At 63.7% G+C, this 21,355-nt stretch carries 18 protein-coding genes; 4 read left to right on the top strand and 14 right to left on the bottom strand.

The features are described 5' to 3' along the window. Positions 1-7: 7 nt before the first annotated feature. From HU770_RS23500 to HU770_RS23445, 12 genes are all read right to left on the bottom strand, one after another. Entirely contained in the window at positions 8-220 is a 213-nt protein-coding gene (locus HU770_RS23500; RefSeq protein WP_033700297.1) for a hypothetical protein, read from the bottom strand. Beyond that, the gene (locus HU770_RS23495; protein ID WP_186661214.1) at positions 217-687 is read right to left on the bottom strand and encodes a hypothetical protein; all 471 of its coding nucleotides are present in this window, start codon (positions 685-687) and stop codon (positions 217-219) included. The genes HU770_RS23500 and HU770_RS23495 overlap by 4 nt, the downstream gene beginning before the upstream one ends. 362 nt (positions 688-1,049) lie before the next feature. After that, positions 1,050-1,244 carry a hypothetical protein gene (locus HU770_RS23490; RefSeq protein ID WP_033700301.1) on the bottom strand — a complete coding sequence of 65 codons (195 nt, stop codon included), beginning with the start codon at positions 1,242-1,244 and terminating at the stop codon, positions 1,050-1,052. Positions 1,245-1,426: 182 nt separating this feature from the next. Beyond that, complete coding sequence (locus tag HU770_RS23485) at positions 1,427-1,831, bottom strand: TraR/DksA C4-type zinc finger protein (protein WP_033700302.1); 405 nt, start codon at positions 1,829-1,831, stop codon at positions 1,427-1,429. A gap of 267 nt (positions 1,832-2,098) precedes the next feature. Continuing rightward, entirely contained in the window at positions 2,099-2,872 is a 774-nt protein-coding gene (locus tag HU770_RS23480; protein ID WP_033700305.1) for an enoyl-CoA hydratase, read from the bottom strand. A 13-nt stretch (positions 2,873-2,885) separates the two neighbouring features. Continuing rightward, entirely contained in the window at positions 2,886-4,013 is a 1,128-nt protein-coding gene (locus HU770_RS23475; RefSeq protein WP_186665767.1) for an acyl-CoA dehydrogenase, read from the bottom strand. An 8-nt stretch (positions 4,014-4,021) separates the two neighbouring features. After that, positions 4,022-5,215, bottom strand: a complete 1,194-nt coding sequence (locus HU770_RS23470) for an acetyl-CoA C-acyltransferase (RefSeq protein ID WP_186665765.1) — start codon at positions 5,213-5,215, stop codon at positions 4,022-4,024. A 12-nt stretch (positions 5,216-5,227) separates the two neighbouring features. Then, positions 5,228-5,995: an SDR family NAD(P)-dependent oxidoreductase gene (locus tag HU770_RS23465; RefSeq protein WP_033700311.1), complete on the bottom strand. Its 768-nt coding sequence runs from the start codon at positions 5,993-5,995 to the stop codon at positions 5,228-5,230. An 11-nt stretch (positions 5,996-6,006) separates the two neighbouring features. Further along, positions 6,007-7,653 carry an acyl-CoA synthetase gene (locus HU770_RS23460; protein ID WP_186665763.1) on the bottom strand — a complete coding sequence of 549 codons (1,647 nt, stop codon included), beginning with the start codon at positions 7,651-7,653 and terminating at the stop codon, positions 6,007-6,009. A gap of 121 nt (positions 7,654-7,774) precedes the next feature. Beyond that, positions 7,775-12,208: an NEL-type E3 ubiquitin ligase domain-containing protein gene (locus tag HU770_RS23455; RefSeq protein ID WP_186665761.1), complete on the bottom strand. Its 4,434-nt coding sequence runs from the start codon at positions 12,206-12,208 to the stop codon at positions 7,775-7,777. 101 nt (positions 12,209-12,309) lie between these two features. Continuing rightward, the gene (locus HU770_RS23450; protein WP_186665759.1) at positions 12,310-13,332 is read right to left on the bottom strand and encodes an AraC family transcriptional regulator; all 1,023 of its coding nucleotides are present in this window, start codon (positions 13,330-13,332) and stop codon (positions 12,310-12,312) included. A 57-nt stretch (positions 13,333-13,389) separates the two neighbouring features. After that, complete coding sequence (locus tag HU770_RS23445) at positions 13,390-14,253, bottom strand: LysR substrate-binding domain-containing protein (RefSeq protein WP_033700317.1); 864 nt, start codon at positions 14,251-14,253, stop codon at positions 13,390-13,392. Between the two features lie 134 nt (positions 14,254-14,387). Here HU770_RS23445 and HU770_RS23440 point away from each other — a divergent pair, with 134 nt between their 5' ends. The 3 genes from HU770_RS23440 (at position 14,388) to panB (ending at position 17,321) form a co-directional block, all read left to right on the top strand. Beyond that, positions 14,388-15,494 (top strand): 2-aminoethylphosphonate--pyruvate transaminase, encoded by a 1,107-nt coding sequence (locus tag HU770_RS23440; RefSeq protein ID WP_156310683.1) that lies wholly within the window; start codon positions 14,388-14,390, stop codon positions 15,492-15,494. Between the two features lie 34 nt (positions 15,495-15,528). Next, positions 15,529-16,356: a phosphonoacetaldehyde hydrolase gene (gene phnX, locus HU770_RS23435; protein ID WP_033700321.1), complete on the top strand. Its 828-nt coding sequence runs from the start codon at positions 15,529-15,531 to the stop codon at positions 16,354-16,356. 149 nt (positions 16,357-16,505) lie between these two features. Next, positions 16,506-17,321, top strand: a complete 816-nt coding sequence (panB, locus tag HU770_RS23430; protein ID WP_186661200.1) for a 3-methyl-2-oxobutanoate hydroxymethyltransferase — start codon at positions 16,506-16,508, stop codon at positions 17,319-17,321. Here the strand turns inward: panB and HU770_RS23425 are convergent. Together HU770_RS23425 and HU770_RS23420 are read right to left on the bottom strand one after the other, a co-directional pair. Beyond that, positions 17,309-18,718, bottom strand: a complete 1,410-nt coding sequence (locus HU770_RS23425) for a PLP-dependent aminotransferase family protein (protein WP_186665757.1) — start codon at positions 18,716-18,718, stop codon at positions 17,309-17,311. The genes panB and HU770_RS23425 overlap by 13 nt on opposite strands. 79 nt (positions 18,719-18,797) lie before the next feature. Beyond that, the gene (locus tag HU770_RS23420) at positions 18,798-19,862 is read right to left on the bottom strand and encodes an AI-2E family transporter (RefSeq protein ID WP_186661196.1); all 1,065 of its coding nucleotides are present in this window, start codon (positions 19,860-19,862) and stop codon (positions 18,798-18,800) included. Positions 19,863-19,993: 131 nt separating this feature from the next. On the opposite strand from HU770_RS23420, the gene yegQ reads away from it, so the two are divergent. Next, positions 19,994-21,328, top strand: a complete 1,335-nt coding sequence (yegQ, locus tag HU770_RS23415; protein ID WP_033700329.1) for a tRNA 5-hydroxyuridine modification protein YegQ — start codon at positions 19,994-19,996, stop codon at positions 21,326-21,328. Positions 21,329-21,355: the final 27 nt, after the last annotated feature.

Here is a 21,355-nt window from a genome sequence, read left to right as displayed (position 1 = left end):
TGCAGCCTCAGCCCTGGCTGAGGCGCTGCAGCTCGCGTCGGACCATGGCGGCATACGGTGGCGGGCCGAGCCGATACAGTTCACCGGCCACCCAGTTCAGCCAAGCCCCTTGCAAGTCCTCACGCCGAGCCAACAGGCGTTCGGCTTGCGCCAGCGCATCCGCCTGGTGCTGCTGATGGAACTCGGCACGCGAAACGGGCGAGCCGTTGCCGTCAGTCATTCACTGGCCTTGAAGGTGGTCAGCTCACCCTTGCGCCATTTCGCGACTTTGCCGGTCACGGCCTTGAGCAGCTTGCCCAGCCCTTCCTGCACTTGCTGGTGCGCAGCAAAGACCAACATCACGCCATGGCCCTCGCGCAGCACGATGCCCTTGCCTTCAGGCGCCGAAACAAAGGCATAGTCGCCCACGCCGTAGACGTTGAGCTTGATGTCACGAAAGCGCATTTCCAACTTGCCGCCTTCGCGGCTGGGCAGTACGGCGGCACGGAAGTGATCGCCTACTTTCAGCTCCAAGCGCTGCTTGTCATCGACCACCAATGCACTCTCGGTGTCGATCTCGGCCATATACAGGCCTTCAGGACTTTGTTCGGTGACATAGATAAAGCGGCCTTGGAACAGCTGGGCCAATTTACCGCGCAAATCGCCCAGGGCGAACAAGGCGTGGGTATCAAGAGTGCTGACTGCCAATGAAGTGATCCTCAACCGGTTACATCCCGCCCCCACACACGCTCGGTGAGGCACGGCCATTACATAGCGATAGGCGAAAAGAGTAATAAAGCGATGCGCTGATGTCTGTGCCTGCTGGCGATGCAGCATGCAGGATTCTTTACTCTGGCTTGCCAGATCTGGCCTCAGTACAGGCTTTCGGCAAATTCCCAACGCGGGAAGTGTAATGCCTGACAATAAAGCCGCCAGAAAAGATGCGATAGGGCGTTGCAGAGCACCCGACAGAACGGGCTCTGAAATCCATCAGCGCATGACTGGGGAAGGAATATGCACGAAAACACCGAAATCCGTCGAGAGGCAAACAACATTTCTTGCGACCGCCTTCAAGCGGCAAGGCCCTTCCTGAGTTGCTGCAACCAGGCCGCCTGGCATTCCACAGCCTCATCACGCGTGGCGAACGCAGTACCGCGGCGCTCCCCATTGACCAGCACCACCCAGCAAATGCGCTTGCCCAGCGCCTGCAAGGTGGCAGGCACACCGGAGCCAATCATCACGGCTACATCGACTCGGCTATTCATCATCCCCTCCGGAATTTAATTAGCACCCTAACGATAAAGCCATGATACGCCTGCCTGCAGGCAGGAAACAGCGCATCTCGGTACAGCAGTGTTACGCCACAAGCAACAAATTCAGCAGCGTTTGCCGCAACAACGCAAAAAGCCCCAGGGATTTCTCCGTGGGGCTCACGCACCGCGCTCGGTCAGATCTGCCGCTGGTGGCGGTCGAGCTGCTCGTGGCGCTCCTGGGCTTCGATGCAGTACTTGGTGGTCGGGCTGATCAGCAGACGCTGCAGGCCGATGGGCTCACCACTGTCATCGCACCAGCCAAAGCTTTCGTCAGCGATTCGGCCCAAGGCCATCTCCAGCTGCGGCAGCAGGCGTTGGTCACGCTCGATGGCGTTGACCAACCAGTGGCGCTCTTCTTCGACCGAGGCCACATCAGCTGGATCCGACGGGGTTTCCAGGCTTTCGATGATGATGCGGTTCTTATCGATGCGTTCATGGGTTTCGACTTTCATCGCTTGCAGCAGGCCAGTGAAAAAGGCCAGCTGTTCAGCGCTCATGTAGTCATCGGCCGACATGGCCAGCAACTGTTCCTTGGTCATCGATTTCTCTATGAAAAAATGTGCATTGGGCGATTCGGGTGCCGCCGACGCCAGCGCGTCGGCAGCGGAATTCTTCAAGCGCCAACCGGCACTCTTTTACAGGGGGCGGCAGTCTAAGGCGCCACGTCGCGTGGAGCAACTGCAATTGGGGGGGAATTTACGCCCATTGACCAGAATCCGCTGGTCGGCGCCCTGGGCGGGCATGCCTTGAGAGGGCGGGTGCATTCAAGAAGAAGCGCGCCACCTCTCAAGGCAAGTACAACGCACTCAGCGATCCTTGAACTGCGCCTCACGCTTGCCAATGAAGGCACTCATGCCTTCCTTCTGGTCTTCAGTGGCGAAGGCCGCATGGAACACTCGACGCTCAAACCGCACGCCCTCACTGAGGGTAACTTCAAAGGCCCGATTGACACTCTCCTTGACCATCATGCTCACCGGGATCGACTTGCTGGCAATGGTCGCAGCCACTTTCAGCGCTTCCTCAAGCAGCTCGACCTGGGGCACGATGCGCGCCACAAGGCCGGCGCGCTCTGCCTCTTCGGCGCCCATCAGGCGGCCGGTCAGGCACAGTTCCATGGCCTTGGCCTTGCCGACTGCGCGGGTCAGCCGCTGGGTGCCGCCCATGCCGGGCAATACGCCCAAATTGACCTCAGGCTGACCGAATTTGGCATTGTCAGCGGCCAGAATGAAGTCGCACATCATCGCCAGTTCACAGCCGCCACCCAAGGCAAAACCCGACACCGCAGCAATGATCGGTTTGCGCCGGTTGGCGATACGATCAGCATCGCTGAACAGGTCATCGACGTAGATCTGCGGGTATTTAAGGTCGGCCATTTCCTTGATGTCGGCACCGGCGGCAAACGCCTTGGCCGAGCCTGTCAGCACTACGCAGCCGATGTTCGGGTCCTTTTCCAGCTGGTCCAGGGCCTGGTTGATCTCACCGACGATCTGCGCGTTGAGCGCATTGAGCGCCTGGGGCCGGTTGAGGGTAATCAGGCCGACCTTGCCGTGGATGTCCAACAGGATGGTTTCGAATGCCATGCAGACTGCTCCTTCAAAGATTGCGCGCAATGACCATGCGCTGAATGTCGCTGGTGCCTTCGTAGATCTGGCAAACCCGAACGTCGCGGTAGATCCGCTCCAGCGGGAAGTCACTCAGATAGCCATATCCGCCCAGGGTCTGCAAGGCATCCGAACAGACCTTTTCGGCCATTTCCGAGGCGAACAGCTTGGCCATCGACGCCTCCACCAGCGCCGGGCGCCCGGCGTCACGCAGCGCGGCGGCATGCAACACCATCTGCCGGGCCACGGCAATGCGCGTGGCCATGTCAGCCAGGCGGAACGCCACGGCCTGGTGCTCGATCAACGGCTTGCCAAAGCTCTGGCGCTCCTTGGCATAGTCGCGCGCCACCTCGAACGCGGCACGTGCCATGCCGACCGACTGGGACGCAATGCCGATACGCCCACCCTCAAGGTTGGCCAGGGCGATCTTGTAGCCCTGCCCTTCTTCGCCCAGGCGATTGGCAACGGGCACGCGCACATTGTCGAAAACGATCTGACAGGTGTCCGAGGCATGCTGCCCTAGCTTGTCCTCGACCCTCGCCACCTGGTAGCCCGGCGCATCGGTGGGCACGATGAAAGCGGTGATGCCGCGCTTGCCCGCTTGCGGGTCGGTCACCGCAAACACGATGACCACACCGGCGTTCTGCCCGGAGGTGATGAACTGTTTGCTGCCGTTGAGCACATAGTGATCGCCCTCCAGACGCGCGCGGGTCTTCAGGCTGCTGGCATCGGAGCCCGCCTGGGGCTCGGTCAGGGCGAAGGAGCCGATCATCGCACCGCTGGCCAGCGGCGTCAGAAACTGCTGCTTTTGCTGCTCGGTGCCAAACTTCAGGATCGGCACACAACCCACCGAGTTGTGCACGCTCATGATGGTCGAGCAGGCACCGTCGCCTGCGGCGATTTCTTCAAGGGCCATGGCGTAGGCTACATAGCCGGTGTCACTGCCCCCGTACTGCTCCGGCACCAGCATGCCGAACAGGCCCAGCGCGGCCATCTCGTCGATGGCTTCACGGGGGAAGCGGTGCGCCTTGTCCCACTGTTCGGCGAACGGCCGCAGGCGTTCCTGGGCAAAGTCACGGACAGCGTCGGCGATTTGTTGTTGCTCGTCAGTTACCAGCATGGTTCACCTCAATACAGGCATTCGACGGCCATGGCCGTGGCCTCGCCACCGCCGATGCAGATGGCGGCCACGCCCCGGCGCAGGTTGTTCTGGCGCAGGGCCGACAGCAAGCTCACCAAAATCCGCGCACCCGAGGCACCGATCGGGTGGCCCAGCGCGCAGGCACCGCCGTGGATGTTGACCTTGTCATGCGGCAGATCGAGGTGCTTCATGGCCGCGAGGGTGACGACGGCAAAGGCTTCGTTGATCTCGAACAGGTCCACCTCGGCCAGGCTCCAGCCGGTGCGCTTCATCAGTTTGTCGATGGCGCCGATCGGCGCGGTGGGGAACAGCGCCGGGGCATCGGCGAACGCGGCATGGCCATGAATGACGGCCAGGGGTTTCAAACCGCGCTTTTCAGCTTCGCTACGGCGCATCAGCACCAGCGCCGCGGCGCCGTCGGAAATCGAACTGGCGTTGGCCGCTGTCACCGTCCCGCCCTCACGGAAGGCCGGCTTGAGCTGCGGGATCTTGTCCAGACGCGCCTTGGGCGGTTGTTCGTCATCCTTGATCACGCGCTTTTCCTTGCCTTCGGTGACCTCTACCGGGACGATCTCGGCGCTGAAGCGGCCGTTTTTGATGGCGTCCTGGGCGCGGGTCAGCGAGCTGATGGCGAAGGCATCCTGGGCTTCGCGGCTGAAGCCGCCAGCCTGCGCGCAATCCTCGGCGAAGGTGCCCATCAGGCGCCCTTTGTCGTAAGCGTCTTCCAGGCCGTCCATGAACATATGGTCAATGATCTTGCCATGCCCCATGCGATAGCCGCTGCGGGCCTTGTCTAGCAGGTAGGGCGCGTTGGTCATGCTCTCCATGCCACCGGCCACCACCACATCGGCGCTGCCGGCCAGCAGCAGGTCATGGGCCATGATCGCCGCCTGCATGCCCGAACCGCACATCTTGTTCAGGGTGGTGCAGGTGGTGTGTTTATCCAGGCCGGCGCCCAGCGCCGCCTGACGTGCAGGCGCCTGCCCCAGGCCTGCCGGCAGCACGCAACCGAACAGCACCTGCTCGACGCTGGTGGCCTGGATGCCGGCGCGCTCGACGGCGGCGCGGATTGCGGCGGCGCCCAGTTGCGGCGCGGTCAGGCTCTTGAGGTCGCCCTGCAGGCCGCCCATGGGCGTGCGCACGGCGCTGACGATGACAATCGGGTCGTTGGCGAGGGTCATGTTCATTTCTCCTTACTTGGCAGCCATGCGCAGTGCGCCGTCGAGGCGGATCACCTCGCCGTTGAGCATGCTGTTCTCGATGATGTGGCGGGCCAGTGCGGCGTATTCCTGCGGGCGGCCCAGGCGTGGCGGGAACGGTACGCCAGCGGCAAGCGAGTCGCGCACTTCCTGGGTCATGCCGGCCATCATGGGCGTCTCGAAAATGCCTGGGGCGATGGTCATCACGCGGATACCGAAACGCGCCAGCTCACGGGCCGCTGGCAGCGTGAGGCTGGCGATGGCGCCCTTGGACGCGGCGTAGGCGGCCTGGCCGATCTGCCCGTCATAGGCGGCGATGGACGCGGTGTTGATGATCACACCCCGTTCAGCGCCTTCGTCAGCCGGGCCCTCGGCCATCGCCGCCGCCGTCAGGCGCAGCAGGTTGAAGCTGCCAATCAGGTTGACGTTGATGACCTTGGCGAAGCTCGCCAGCCCATGCGGCCCTTGCTTGCCCAGGACCTTCTCGGCGCCGACGATACCGGCGCAGTTGACCAGGCCATGAATGCTGCCAAACGCGCTGACGGCGGCGTCGACCGCAGCCTTGGCGGCCTGCTCGTCGCTGATGTCAGCAACTGCGAAACGGGCGTTGTCGCCCAGTTCACGCGCCTTGGCTTCGACGGCCTGGGCATTGAGGTCGACCAGCATGACCTTGGCACCCGCCTCGATCAGCATTTGCGCGGTGGCGGCACCTAGCCCGGAAGCCGCGCCGCTGACGATGAAATGTTTGTTGATGATCTGCATGGTAGGTTCCCTCAGGCGCTGTTGCTGGCGGCCAGTAGCGCTTGTTGTTTGGCGATTTCCTGGTTGCGCAGGATGAAGCGTTGCAGCTTGCCGCTCGGGGTCTTGGGCAGCTCGCTGACGAATTCGATTTCACGCGGGTAGGCGTGGGCATACAGGCGCTGGCGCACGTGTTGGCGCAAGGTCTCTTCCAGCTCAGCGGTGCCTGGCACACCGTTGGCCAATACCACGAAGGCCTTGATCAGTTCGGTGCGCTCGGGGTCGGGCTTGCCGATCACCGCCGCCTCGATGACTGCCGGGTGTTCGATCAGCGCGCTTTCCACATCGAACGGGCCAACCCGGTAGCCGGAGGTGGTGATCACGTCGTCGCTGCGGCCGACAAAACTGATGCTGCCGTCAGCGTTGAGCTCGACAGTGTCGCCGCTGAGGTAGTACTTGCCCACGAAAGATCGGGTAGGCACACCGTGGTACCCACCGAACCAGCAAAGCGGCGATTGCTCGCGGTCAACCGCCAGGATGCCTGGCTGGCCGACCGGTAATTCTGCGCCCTGTTCATCCAGCACGACGATGCGGTGACCGGGAATGGCGAACCCGGCTGACCCCAGGTGTACCGGGTGTTTGAGAGCATGGTGGTTGCACAGCACCATGCCCAGTTCGGTCTGGCCGTAATGATCGTGGATGGTCACACCCAGCTCGTCGGCGAACCAGCGAATCACCTCCGGGTTGAGCGGTTCGCCCGCGCTGCTGACGACCCGCAGGCGCCCCTTGATCGGCGCGGAGAACTCGCTACCCGCGGCAATCAGCAGCCGATAGGCCGTGGGTGAGCCCGCCAGGTTGGTGATGCCCAGCTTGTTGATGACCCGCGCACAGCTCTCGACGCTGAACGGGCCATCGTAGAAGGTGGTGGCGTGGCCCAGCGACAGCGGGCCGGTCACCGCGTAATACAGGCCATACGCCCAGCCTGGGTCGGCCAGGTTCCAGAAGTTGTCCTCGGGGCGCAGGCCGATGGCATCGCGCATGTAGCCCTGGAAGGCCACAATCGCGCGCAGCGGCACCTCCAAGGGTTTGGCAGGGCCGGTGGTGCCGGAGGTGAACATCAGCAGGAACGGGTCATCGCCCGAGCGCATGACGGGCTCACAGACGGCTGAGGCCGTCGCCAGGCATTGTTGGAAATCCAGCTCGCCACTGCGGGCGTTGACCGTGATGATCGTCGGGCAAGCCTGCACATCGTCCAGCTTGGCGCGATTGTGGCTGTCGGTGACGACGACCCGGGCGTGGGACTGCTCCAGGCGGTGTTCGATGGCCTTAGGCCCGAACGCGGTGAACAGCGGCTGGTACACCGCCCCCAGGCGCCAGGTGGCGAGAATGGTGACCAGCAGCTCGGGGGTACGCGGCATCAGGCCGGCAACCCGGTCGCCGGCACCCACGCCCTGCGCCTTGAGCACATTGGCAAAACGGGCAGCTTGCGCCTTCAGCTGATCGAAGCTGTGGCGCGTGCTGTTGCCCTCGCGGTCCTCGTGGATCAGCGCCAGCTTGCCGTCACCGGCATGCCGATCACAGCATTCGACACAGGCATTGAGGGCAGCTAGGTTGCCATGCAGCGCCGTGCTGGCGGCCTGGGCAAGGTCGAACGCTCGAACGGCCTCGGCGTAATCACGCATCGTCTGACTCCTGGTTCTTGTTTTTGGAGTTTAACCATCAGTCCGACGATGTTCGCGCCGCTCAATCGCGGCGGCAATGGCCAAAGCTGTCAATCTGGATGACCGGTTTGGCCGCCCTCGTTCACCCCGCTGCGCGCTTGGCTGCACGCAGGTAGGACTGGGTAAGCCCGCTGATCAGGCGCTCGGTATCCACGCTCTGCTGTTCCCGCAGGCGGCTTAACTGCTCCTCGAGCGCTGTTGGCGACAAGGCTGGCTGCTGAGCCTGTAGCCGAATGATACGCTGGGTGTAGTCCGCACTGATGGCATCGAACATCCTGACATGTTGCTGACGCAGGTAACGGCGCCAGAACTCGCGCTGGCTCAGGCTATCGGTAAGGGCTTCGAGGGTCTGTGCGCGGGTAACATGCAGGAATGCAGCCTCTACCTGGGCCTGGGTCAGCTCGGCAGCGTCGGGGTAGCGCATGGCAGAGGGCTGGTCGGGCAGCGTCAAACGGCTGCGAAGTTGCACCTTGTAGGCGAGCCCCAATGCCAACTGGTCGAAATGCTCCCCCGTGGCCTGACGCTGTCGGCTGTCCCGGTAGGCCACCCATTCCAGCTGGTCCAGGCGAAACAACTGGCGGCCCAGCTCCAGCAACTCGCCCCTGCTTTCAGGGTTCAGCGCGCGGGTTTCGGCCTGCGCCTGCCTCACCACCAGTTGAAGTGCACTGAAACGGTTGGCAACTGCGTCCGAACAGGAGAGTGGCCGAGCGGCACGTTCAAAGACGTCCCGACAAAGCACCGGGTCCCCATCCAGCGCTTCGAGCAATGACCACACGCCTTCCACCAGCGCAGCACGCCCTCCGCCTGCCTGACTGTAGTCAGCCGTGAACTCCAAGCGCGCCAGCAACCTGAATAGCCCACTGCTGTCAGGTTGCTCCAGTAACCGCTGCCATAGCGCGTCCCTGGTCACCTGGGCCGCCTCGTCGGCATGTCCAACCATGAGCGTACGGGCCCTGGGCAGGTCAACGAGCGCTGAAGCCTCAGGCAGGTGCCCGTGCTCATCGATGACATCGAGTGCATACAGCCTACGTAGCTGCATGGCCGGCAGTGGGTTGCGCTCGACCAAAAGGGCACGCCGAAATGCATAGGGCATTTCCTGGATCTCGTTCGGTACACTGCGCAGTTGGTTGTCGCGCAGGTCAGCACGCTCGAGCAAACCGCACAGTTCCAGGCGTTGCGGCCAGGCGCCCAAGCGGCAATGACGAAGGTTCAGGCTGCTCAACCGGGAAAGTTGATGGAGCCTCAGGTCAAGCACCTCCAGCCGGTTATAGCTAAGGTCAAGGTGAGCAAGATTGGGCAGGTCGTGCAAAATCTCGATTGCCTGGGCATCGAGCCGAATCTGGTTATGCGCCAGACGCAGCACGCGAATGTCCGGTAGATACGCAATACCCCTCGGCAGGCGTAACAACTGGTTCTGACTGAGGTTCAGGTGCGTCAGGGCAGTGAACGGGCGAAGAAAATCGACCGGGATATCGGTGACCTGCGAGTCGTTCAGGCTCAGCACCGTGATGCGATGAAACTCGATTTGCGCGGGTAACAGCGGCAGCGTGCCCAGGTGCGCGCCGCTCAGCGACAAGCGCTGCCCTTCGCCTGCCGGCACGATTTCGCCTTGCAGCCGCCATGCCCGCAGAATGCTGTCTGCCGTCAACCTGCGCGCGGCTTGCCGACCGGCCTGCAACTCGGCACCGACCCAGCGGTTGAGGTGCTGCACCAGTTGATCATGATCGTCCTGCAACGCCACCAGGGCCTCGAACACTGGACGTGGGCCTTGCTGCAAGCGCGCCTGCTCTGCATCCAGCGCTTGCTCATCCAGGCCTGGATAGAGTGAGCGCAATTGGTCGCGGATGATCGCCTGCTCATCCTTGGGGCCAGCCGAAGGGCGGCCGCTGAGTGGGTACCCGACGCGCCCATCGTCCAGACGACGACCTGGATTGAACCAGGCGCCCTGCTCTGGCCAACGGAGCATACGGACAACCCCCGAATGCGAAGCGGGTAACCGGCTCAGCAGTTGCTCGCGCAACTGGTTTGCCGAATCCTTGGCTGTCAGCTGCATAGCCGCCCGCTGCGCTGGGGTAAGCGCGGCAACGATTGCCTCGAAAATGCAGCCAGGCACGGCAAGCGTAATCACCTGCTGCTCACCCAGGCCGTTGTACAGCTCAAACGTGCCTTCATGGCGGACCAGTATGCGTTCCGCCTCACTGTGCCCACCGCTACCCAGGTGTTTGATCGAACGCCCATCCACCGCACCATCGCGCAAGTCGATGTCGAGGTTTTCAAGTTCGAAGCTGTCCAGCAACGTGAGCACCAACTCGCCTGTCAGGTCGCTGTAAGCCGTGCTCAGGTAAAGCCCAGCCAATGCTTGGTTCAAGCGTGCCAGGCGCAGCAAGGCGTGCGCGTCACTTGCGCACGACAACGGCAGGCGTTGCTCGACCCGCGCCATTGCACGTTCAACTTCGCCCGCCTGGCCAGCCACTTCGTTGACGTAGGCCGCAGGCAAGGTAGGGAAGTCCCGTTTGACCAACAGGCTCAAAGGGTCTTCGGCAAACGACTGCGCTGTCAGATGGTCAAACAACTGCGGGCGCAATTGCGCCTCATGCGCCAGCGTCTGCTCCAGCCCCTTGCCCACCCCTGGCTGGCCCTCGCTCCAGGCCAGCAATGCACTGTCCGATGGCATCAGGGTCTGCAGGCGAACACGCGCAAAGAACGTTTCAATGCGTGCATGCGCCTGAAAAGCACGTAGGGTTTGCCCGAGGTTCACCGGGGCAGGTCGGTTCTCCACCAGCACACCCCGCAACTCGTCCTCATTGACACCCGCCACCTGCAATATCCGCTCGGCCTGTCGAGGTTCGATAGGCGGATGTTGCGGCCAAAGCACATCGAGCATGCGTGCAGGCTCCTGCCATGTCAGCGGTTGCGCGCGCATCAGTCGCCAGCCTCGCTCACCGTTGTGCAGCACAATCGGCCCATACCCCCCCTCCCCCGCGGCGTGGCGCAGCCGATAGGGGCCATCGGGTATTGGCTGATGCACCTCGTGGTAGCGTCCGTCGAGACGGACCCAGCGACGCCCTCCCTCGCCGTAGCGCCCTTCTTCGAGCAAGTCGATGGTGCCTGGCATGGATCGATAGTTCGCGGCGTCGAAGTGCCACAGGCGAGCACGCCCATTGCCCAGTGTTACAGGCTCAAGACTTGCGACAAACGCGCTGCGCAGGTAACTGACCCCCGCCACGGTGGCAGCGGTGGCAGCCAGGGTTTCGGCGAGGCCCAGCAGATGCTCCAGTGCTTCGTGCTGATGGCCCCTGGACCAGTCCCTTACACCCTCGAACACTTCCGAGCAGGTCTGGACCACTAGCTGCCCCAACAACAAGGCCCCCACGACCGGACTGAAAAACCCCGCCAGGTTCACCAGGTCCAGGCCTACGGCCTTCCACTCAGCGTGCCTGGCGCGCACCGCCAGGCTATCGGCATCGGTCGTCGGTACCAGCAGCAACCGGGCATCCCCTTTGACCCGTTGCACTTGCTGGGAAGCCAGTTGCGCGAAAATACCCGTACCCTGGGTGGCACCTTCGAGCTGCAAGTCCGGCTGGTCGTCCTTCAGGCGCTTGGCAAGGGTAGTGACGAAACCTGCACGGTGCTCAAGGCTGATCATCTGAGTGAAGTACTGCCGGTAGTCAGCGCTCTGCAGCAGCAGCGCCAGGGCGCTGTTCATGGCCTGCGCAGTGGTAAAGAAGCGCAGCGCCTGATGGGGATCACTGGGGAGGTACAGGACGATGCCCCAGTCATCCCCCGCAGTGTCATGCAACGGGATCAGCAAGCCATCAGCCACCGGTTGCTCAAGGGCCGTCAGCAGCATGGGCGTACCTTTCAGCCCTTGCTGTCGATGCGCTTGACCGTGGTCCGCCACTTCACGCAGGGCAATCTGCACATCGCTGCTGATGCTGCCCTGCAAGGCGGCCACTTCGGTCGCAAGCTTCAGGCCTGAGCGCTTGTCTTCAGCCAACGTTGCCAAGGTGGACGGGTGAAAGATCCTTTCCAGCTCATCTTGATAGCGCTGGCCGACGTTCAGTGTGCGGCAGGCCTCGATCAAGGCCTCCAGTGACGCATTCAAAGGTTGCTCGCGGCCAGGCAAAACCAGCCCCGTACCCTGGTAGTAACCCGTGCCAGCTGCAAAATTGCGCATCAGCCGCAGCAGCCCGTTTTCACGCGTCTGGCTGTACTCGTAGGTGGGCTGCAAGGTGCCGGGCAGAGTGCCGAAGCGCGGCGCAATCCGCAGCCATTCGAGCTGGGCAAATGCCTGCCCGTCTGGCAACGGTGCATCCAGCAGCGTCGCCAGGTGCTGCTCGGCAAACTGCTGGAGTGGCAGTAGCTCAACCGTGAGCTCACGCAAGCGTGCCTGGCTCGCATGGTGCGCGTTCAGGCTGGTACGCAGGGTGTTGATCTGGCCTTTTGAAGCGCGCTTGAGCCACTCGGGTAACGTGGCGCCAATGAACGTGTCGTGGCCAGTGGTGGGGTTGGGCATGGTGGGCTCCCTGGGTAGTGGGCGGAGTCAACCATGCTGCATAAGCGTCAGCTCAAGACGCAGAGGGAAGCGGCCCGCGAGGCCTTGCCACGGCAGCGCCCTCAGCGCCCCGAATCGCGTGCCTGAATCAATGCCCGGTAGTGCCCCGGGTTACAGCCAAACCACTTGCGAAACGCTTTGTAGAACGAACTGCTGTCGGCAAACCCAAGGCGCTCGGCGATCTCACCCATGGCCGCCTCTTCCTCGCTCAACCAGGCGATCGCCAGCTCACGGCGTACGCTGTCTTTCAAGCCTTGGTAGTTCTGCCCCTCCTCGGCCAGGCGCCGGCGCAGGGTCGAGGGCGACAGGCACAACTGGCGCGCCAGGCTGTCACCGTCCGGCCAATGCTCCGGGGCCAGGCGCAGCAGGTTGGTGCGGATACGCCGCCCAAGGCTTGCGGGGTCACGGTATTTGACCAGGATGTTGCCCGGCGCTTCGGCAAGAAAGCGCTGCAATTCCTCCTCGCTGCGCCGCAGTGGCAGTTCGAGGCATTCGGCGGCGATGATCATGCGCGTGCGCGGGCGTTCGAAGTGCAGGTTCTCCGAAAACATCACCCGATAGTCGTCACAGAACGGTGGCTCGGCGCAGCGCAGGTCGATGGCCAGAATCGGGATGCGCCGCCCGGCCAGCCAGCAGGCCACGCCATGCACGATCATCCAGAAGGTGAAATACGTGAAGGCGCGACGGGGTTCGTCCCGCGGCTCGTTGATGACGATCTCGGCCAGGCCTTCCTGGCGAACCAGGCTTGGCTGCAAGTCTTCGAGCATCAGCGACAGGAACGCCAACGCGGTTTCCAGCGCCGTGCCCAAGCTCGGCTGGCCCATGCTCGCCCGGCACATGAACGCCAGGCTGCCGCTGCGCAGGCCACGCGGGTCCATGGCGAAGAACTCGTCATTGCAGCGCCGCGCCAGCAAACGCCAGAGGCGGGCATAGGCGTCGGCACTGACCCGTGCAGCGGGCAGGTGCAAGTGCTCGACGGCAATGCCAGCCCGCGCCAGCAAGCCGCTATCGGGTTCACCCTTCGGGCAGGTCTGCAACAGCGCTTCGCGCACCAGTTGCATGGAGATAGTGTCTTTATCGCTCATCGACAGTCCTGTCGGTTCTGTGCCGGTCATGTTAGGGCGCCCAGTTGAAAACAGCCATCACAACCCTGCCGCCAGGCTCAGGAAGGCCTGGATCAGGCGCAGTTCGCGGCGGCGCTCCAGGCAGCCAATCATGTGCTGGTTGAGCAGGCCGTCGCCGGCCAGCGGCCGAGCCACCACCCTGGGGTCATGGGCCACTTCAGTGGACGACACAACGCCAATGCCCAGCTCCGAGGCCACCGCTTCGGTCACTGCCTCGCGGCTGTCCAGCTCCAACAGTACCCGCGGCTGCACGCCTGCCTTGGCGCAGGCCTTGTCAAAGGTACGCCGGGTGGTGGAACTCGGCTCACGCAGCACCATGATCTGCTGGTGCAGCTCGGCCAGCGGCAAGTCCCCCTCGCCACTGGCCCAGGCATGCCCCGCCGGCAGCAAGGCGCACAGGCGCGATTCACACAGGCTCTGCAAATGCAGGCCCTTGCGCGGTTCAATCTCGGTCAGCACGGCCACGTCGGCATGCTCGCTGAGCAACGCAGCCAGGGTTTCCTGGGCATTGCCCAGGCGCAGGTTGACAGTAATGCCCGGGTAGCGCTCGCGCAGCAGGGCAAGCATCGGCATGACCCGGTGCGGGCCGTCGGCGGCCACTTCCAGACGCCCGGTCAGCAATTGCCGGTTGGCTTCGAGCATGGCCTGGGCCTCCTCCGCCAGGCCGAACATGGCGCGGGTGATGGCTGCCAACCGCGTGCCCTCCTCGGTCAGCTCCACGCGCCGGGCGGTACGCCGCAACAAGGTGATCTGGTAGTGCTCTTCCAGCGCCTTGACGTGGCCGGTGACGGCCGGCTGGCTGATGAACAACCGCGCCGCAGCGCGGGTGAAACTACCTTCACGCGCCACCGCATCGAAGGCACGCAGCTGGAACAGGTTCATATCTATCGGCCCGACTTATGGCTGGCATAACAACAAACAATTTGATTGATAGCACAGTGAATTGCAACCTTGGCTCCGTAGTTTCAGCGCCAGATTTTTCGGCTCACCACCCGCCGCTTGTGAGGAACCACGGAATGAGCAACGCCCCGATCCTGCTGACCCCCGGCCCCCTGACCACTTCAGCCCGTACCCGCCAAGCCATGCTGGTGGACTGGGGCTCCTGGGACCGCGACTTCAACCAACTCACGGCCAGCGTCTGCGAGCAATTGCTGGCGATCATCGACGGCAGCGCCAGCCACCACTGCGTGCCCCTGCAAGGCAGCGGCACCTTCGCCGTGGAAGCCGCCATCGGCACTCTGGTTCCGCGTGACGGCAAGGTGCTGGTGTTGATCAATGGGGCCTACGGCCAACGCCTTGCGAAGATCTGCAAGGTGCTGGGGCGCACCTACAGCACCTTCGAAACCGCCGAAGACCAGCCGACCACCGCCGCCGACGTCGACCGCCTGCTGGCTGCCGACCCGGGTGTCACCCACGTGGCGCTGATCCACTGCGAAACCAGCACCGGCATCCTCAACCCGCTGCCAGAGATCGCCCAGGTGATCAAACGCCACGGCAAGCGCCTGATCATCGATGCCATGAGCTCGTTCGGCGCCCTGCCGATCGATGCCCGCGCAGTCCCCTTCGAGGCATTGATCGCCGCCTCCGGCAAATGCCTGGAAGGCGTACCTGGCATGGGCTTCGTCTTCGCCGAAAAAACCGCACTGGCCGCAGCCGAAGGCAACGCCCACTCCCTGGCCATGGACCTGTACGACCAGCACACCTACATGGCCAAGACCGGCCAGTGGCGCTTCACCCCACCCACCCACGTGGTCGCGGCGCTGCACGAAGCACTGCAACAGTACAACGAGGAAGGCGGCCTGCCCGCCCGCCACCAGCGCTACGCCGACAACTGCAAGACGCTGCTGGACGGCATGGCCGCCATCGGCCTGCGCAGTTTCCTGCCCGCCGACATCCAGGCGCCGATCATCGTTACCTTCCACGCCCCGAACGACGCCCGCTACCAGTTCAAGGACTTCTACGAGCGGGTCAAGGCCAAGGGCTTCATCCTCTACCCCGGCAAGCTGACCCAGGTCGAAACCTTCCGCGTCGGCTGCATCGGCGTGGTCGGGCCAGACGGCATGCAGGCCGCCGTAAATGCCGTGGCCGACGTACTGCGGGAAATGGAAGTACTGACCATCTGACCCTTTGCCCACCCGACTTCAGGAATTAGCGCACATGAACTACAGCAACCCAACACAGCTGCAAGCCGCCATCCTCGACTGGGCCGGCACCGTGGTCGATTTCGGCTCGTTCGCCCCGACGCAGATCTTCGTCGAAGCCTTCGCCGAGTTCGATGTCCAGGTCTCCATCGAAGAAGCCCGTGGCCCGATGGGCATGGGCAAGTGGGACCACATCCGCACCCTGTGCAACGTGCCAGACATCGCCGAGCGCTACCGCAAGGTGTTCGGCCGCACCCCGACCGACGATGACGTCACCGCCCTCTACAACCGCTTCATGCCGCTGCAGATCGAAAAAATCGCCGTGCACTCGGCGCTGATCCCCGGCGCGCTGGACACCCTCACCGGCCTGCGCCAGGGCGGCCTGAAGATCGGCTCGTGCTCGGGTTACCCGAAGGTGGTCATGGACAAGGTGGTGGCGCTGGCCGCGCAGAACGGCTACGTGGCCGACCATGTGGTGGCCACCGACGAAACCCCGAATGGCCGCCCATGGCCGGCCCAGGCCCTGGCCAACGTGATTGCCCTGGGGATCGATGACGTGGCGGCCTGTGTGAAGGTCGATGACACCGTGCCGGGTATCCTCGAAGGCCGTCGTGCGGGCATGTGGACCGTGGCCCTGGTGTGCTCCGGCAATGCCCTGGGCCTGACCTGGGAAGGCTACCAGGCGCTGAGTGCCGAGGCGCTGGAAAGCGAGCGCAAGCGCATTCATGCGCTGTTCGCCAGTTCCCGCCCGCACTACCTGATCGACACCATCAACGAGCTGCCCGAGGTGATTGCCGATATCAACCAGCGCCTGGCCAAGGGCGAGATGCCGCAGGCCTGCTGACCGTCGCGCTTGGCGCCTGGGGTTGCCTTGCAGCCCCAGGTGCACATCTGGGTTGTTTTCCAGGGCCATTCTGTACATTGCGCCGTGACTGCGAAACTCAATAATCGGGCCACCTCTTTCCTGACGATTACACCGCAAAGGGAACACCGATGAGCACGCATACCCGCAACAGACGGCTGACGGTACCGCAGCTGGTGGCCATGAAAGGCCGGCAGAAAATCGTTTCGCTGACGGCCTACTCCAGCGCTATTGCCAAGGTCATCGACCCCCTGGTCGATTTCATTCTGGTGGGTGACTCCACCGCGATGGTCGGCTACGGCCGCCCGTCCACCCTGGGCATGCGCCTGGACGAAATCATTGGCCATACCCGGGCGGTCGTAGACAGCACGCGCCTGGCCTGCGTGATCGCCGACATGCCATTCGGCAGCTACCAGGAATCCCATGAGCAGGCGTTTCGCAACTGCGCCCAGGTACTCGCCAGCACCGGTTGCGACGCGGTAAAGCTGGAGGCCAACCAGGCCTTGGCAAGCACCGTGGCGTTTCTGGTCGCGCGCGGCATACCGGTCATGGCGCACATCGGCCTGATGCCGCAATTCATCAATGTGATGGGCGGCTACAAGGCCCAAGGCATGAGCCCCGACAGTGGCGCTGCACTGCGTGCCGATGCGCAGGCCAACCTTGAGGCTGGTGCCTTCAGCCTGGTGCTCGAAGGCGTGGCCGAACCCATTGCCCGCGCCATCACCGAGGCCACCGACAAACCGACCATCGGCATTGGCGCCTCACCCGCTTGCGATGGCCAGGTGCTGGTCACCGAAGACCTGCTGGGGCTGGGCGGCGAACACGTGCCACGCTTCGTCAAGCAGTATGCCGACGTCGGCCAGGTGATCCGCGAGGCCTGCGCCCGCTACGCTGACGAAGTGCGCGACGGCGCCTTCCCCGAAATGCATCACTGCTACGGGGTCTGAGCCTCGTCCTGAATCGCCTTGACCAGGCGTTGCAGCGCCTGGCCAATGTCCTTGTCCCAGTCCAGCGTGTAGCACAGCCGCAGGTGGCCCTGCCAAAGGCCACATTGGCTGAAGATTTCCCCCGGCGCGATGACGATGCGCTGGGCCAACAGCCGCTCGAAGACCCGGCGCATGTCCACTGGCCGGGTCGCCGCCAGCCACAGGCTCGCCCCACCCTGCGGCTCGACGATACGCAGGCAGCCTTGGCCGTGGGCCTCCAGCAACGCCTTCATGTGCAGCATGCGAGCGCGCAGCAAAGGCCGCAGGCGTTGCAGATGCTGCTCTACCCGACGCGAGGTGAACAACTTGGCGATCGCCTTCTGGCGAATCGGTGACAACCGAAAACCGCGCTCCAGAAACACGTGCTGCAAGCGCTCGGCATGGCGCTTGCACAGCAGATAGCCATAAGGCGCCTCGGCACCGATCACCTTGTCGAAGGCAGCGAACACCAACAGCCGGTCGGGGTCGGCGAAATCACGATAGCGCGGCGCCGCCTCGTGGAAACACAGTTCGCCATACCCGTCGTTCTCGAACAGCCACACCTCGCGCTCGGCCAGCCAGCGGCAGATCTGCAGTTTGTCCTCGGCCGGCATCAGGCCACCCTGAGGCGCATTGGTGGTTGACGACAGCACTGCCAGGCGCACCGGTACGGTGCTCAGCAGTTGATGCAACTGCTGCAGGTCGAACCGACCGTCGTCGCCCAAGGGCACTTCGATGATGGTCATGCGCGCGGCCTGCAACTGCCTCAGTACCGCCCAGCTGCAGGGCGACTCGACCAGCGCCACCTCGCCCTCGAGGTTCAGGGCACGCACCGCCAGCTCCAGCATGCTGCGCAGGTCGGCACCGATGAACACGTGCTCGGCTTGCCAGCAACGCTGCGCCGAGCGGGTATAAATGCCCGCCAGCACGCTGCGCAATTCAGGTTCACCGAACGGTTGATACAGCGGCACTTGGGCACGCGGGTATTGGCGCGCCAACTCCCGTTCGATCATCAGCAGCGGTGTATCCAGCGACAGCAGCATGGCCGGCGCATCACTGCCAAGGGCCAGCATGCCAGGCTGGCGTGCGCTGGCAAACACGGTGTCGAGCAAGCTCGCGGAGGGCTCCCTGCGCAAGGGCGCGCTGCGGGTGACGGTGAAGTAGCCCCGCTTGGGCCGCGCAATCACCCGCCCCTGGTCCTCAAGCAGCGCATAGGCGTACTTGGTGCTGGAGACCGAAACACTCAGCCGTTGGGCCAGATCACGCAGCGACGGCATGCGCTGCTCCACGTCGCAGGGCGCCGCCTCGATCCAGTCGAGCAGGTAGCGGTAGACCGCCTGGTAGGTGAAGCCGGGTTTGTCGCTGTGGCGGGTATCCATACTCGGGCATCGTAGGCAGATAACGGCTACAGGGTAAACGAAAGCCCCTGCCCAGCGTCCAGCATCAGCGGCGCAACCTTTATTCCGGCAACTGCACCTGCGGCTTGGTCGCGGCAAAAATCGCCCAGCTCGACACGAACAACGCCGCGATCAACGGCCCGATCACGAACCCGTTGAGCCCGAACACCGCCAGCCCGCCCAAGGTGGAAACCAGGATCAGGTAGTCTGGCATGCGCGTATCCTTGCCCACCAGAATCGGCCGCAGCACGTTGTCCACCAGGCCGATCACCAGCACGCCGAACGCGCTCAGGATCACCCCCGGCAAAATCGCCCCGGTCAGCAGGAAGTACGCCGCCACCGGCGCCCACACGATGCCCGCCCCCACCGCTGGCAACAGCGACAGAAACGCCATCAGTACCGCCCACACCAGCGCACTCGGAATATCCAGCACCCAGAAGATCAGACCGCCCAGCGCGCCCTGGGTAATGGCAACCAGCACGTTGCCCTTGACCGTCGCCCGCACCACACGGTTGAACTTCAACTGCAACCGGCGCTTCTGGTGCTCGGGCAGTGGCACCGCCAACCGCACTCGCCTGGCGACTTCCGGCCCCTCACGCAGAAAAAAGAACAGCAGGTACATCATGATGCCGAAGCTGATCAGAAACTCGAACGTGCCCTGGCCAAAGTTGAATGCCTGGCTGGCCAGCACCTGGCTACCCTGCGTGGCCCACTTGGTGATCTTGTCGCGCAGCCCATCCAAGTTACCCATGCCCATGCTGTCCAGGCTGTTTTGCGCGAAGGCCGGCAGCATGTCCTTGCCGCGCTCGACGTAGCCGGCGATATCCAGTTGCCCACTCTCGATGCGCTGGTACAGCGTGGCGCCCTCCTGCACCAGCAGGGCACTGGTGATGATGACCGGCAGCACCGCCACCAGCAGGCACACCATCAAGGTGGTGAACGCTGCCAGGTTGCGCCGCCGCCCAAAGCGGATCAGCAGGTTCCGCTGCAAGGGGGCAAACAGGATGCCCAGTATCACCGCCCAGAAGATCGCACCGTAGTACGGCAGCAGGATCCAGACGAAGGCAATGGTCACCAGCGTCAGGAGGACTGCCAGGGCTTTGTTCTGTAGAGCGGTTGGGTTCATGGCACTTCCTCGCGGGTTCTTGGACATTAGTGCCCGCCGCTGCCGCAAAAGTGCCGCTGCTCCGTTGATTCAGGTCAATACGCTGTGGCCGGCAGGTGCTTAGCATCCGCACCTTTTGCCCCGGTGCGTCCATGAACCCTCCCGCCAAGCCCGAACTGCTGGCCCCCGCCGGCTCCCTCAAGAGCATGCGTTATGCCTTCGCCTATGGCGCCGACGCGGTCTATGCCGGCCAGCCGCGCTACAGTTTGCGGGTGCGCAACAACGAATTCGACCACGCCAACCTGGCGCTGGGCATCCAGGAAGCGCATGCCCTGGGCAAGCACTTCTACGTGGTGGTCAACATCGCCCCGCACAATGCCAAGCTCAAGACTTTCCTCAAAGACCTCGCACCGGTGATCGCGATGGCACCGGATGCGCTGATCATGTCCGACCCCGGCCTGATCATGCTGGTGCGCCAGCACTACCCAGAGATGCCAGTACACCTGTCGGTGCAGGCCAACACGGTCAACTGGGCCAGCGTGCAGTTCTGGCAACAGCAGGGAATAAGCCGAGTGATTTTGTCGCGGGAGCTGTCGCTGGAGGAGATCGAAGAAATCCGCCAGCAGGTGCCGGGCATGGAGCTGGAGGTTTTCGTCCACGGCGCGCTGTGCATGGCCTATTCCGGCCGCTGCCTGCTGTCGGGCTACCTCAACAAGCGCGACGCCAACCAGGGCAGCTGCACCAATGCCTGCCGCTGGAAGTACCAGGCCACGCCCGCCGGCGAAGACGCCACGGGCGACATCGTGCGCCAGGTCGAGCCGACCCTGGGCCTCGGTGCGCCCACCGAGCACGTCTTCCTGCTGCACGAAAGCAACCGCCCAGACGACGCGATGCCGGCGTTCGAGGACGAGCACGGCACCTACATCATGAACGCCAAGGACCTGCGCGCCATCCAGCACGTCGGGCGCCTGGCCGGCATGGGCGTGCACTCGCTGAAGATCGAGGGCCGGACCAAGTCGCACTTTTACTGCGCCCGCGCGGTGCAGTCGTACCGCCAGGCGATCGATGACGCCGTGGCCGGCCGGCCTTTCGATCGCGCCCTGATGGACAACCTTGAATCCCTGGCCCAGCGCGGTTACACCGAAGGTTTTCTGCGCCGGCATGTGCACGACGAGTACCAGAACTACCAGCGTGGCAACTCACTGTCCGAACGCCAGCAGTTCGTCGGCGAGCTGACCGGCGCGCGCGTGGACGGCCTGGCCGAGGTCAAGGTCAAGAACCGCTTCGCCGTGGGCGACCACCTGGAGCTGATGACACCGCGTGGCAACTACCATTTCGACCTGCACCGCCTGTGCGGCCGCCAGCAGCAAGCCCTCGAAGTGGCCCCAGGGGACGGCCATGTGGTGTACCTGCCGATCCCTGAACAGGTCTCCCTGGAGTACGGCCTGCTGATGCGCGACCTGCGCCACGAAGAAGCCGCCGCCTGACAACGCTGTAATGTGCAGCTCAGCTGG

The sequence above is a fragment of the Pseudomonas sp. SWRI68 genome (assembly GCF_014269165.1).
In the GTDB taxonomy this organism is placed as follows: domain Bacteria; phylum Pseudomonadota; class Gammaproteobacteria; order Pseudomonadales; family Pseudomonadaceae; genus Aquipseudomonas; species Aquipseudomonas capeferrum.
The sequence above is the reverse complement of the archived record's forward strand: the minus strand, read 5'-3'. Positions and strand labels throughout refer to the sequence as shown.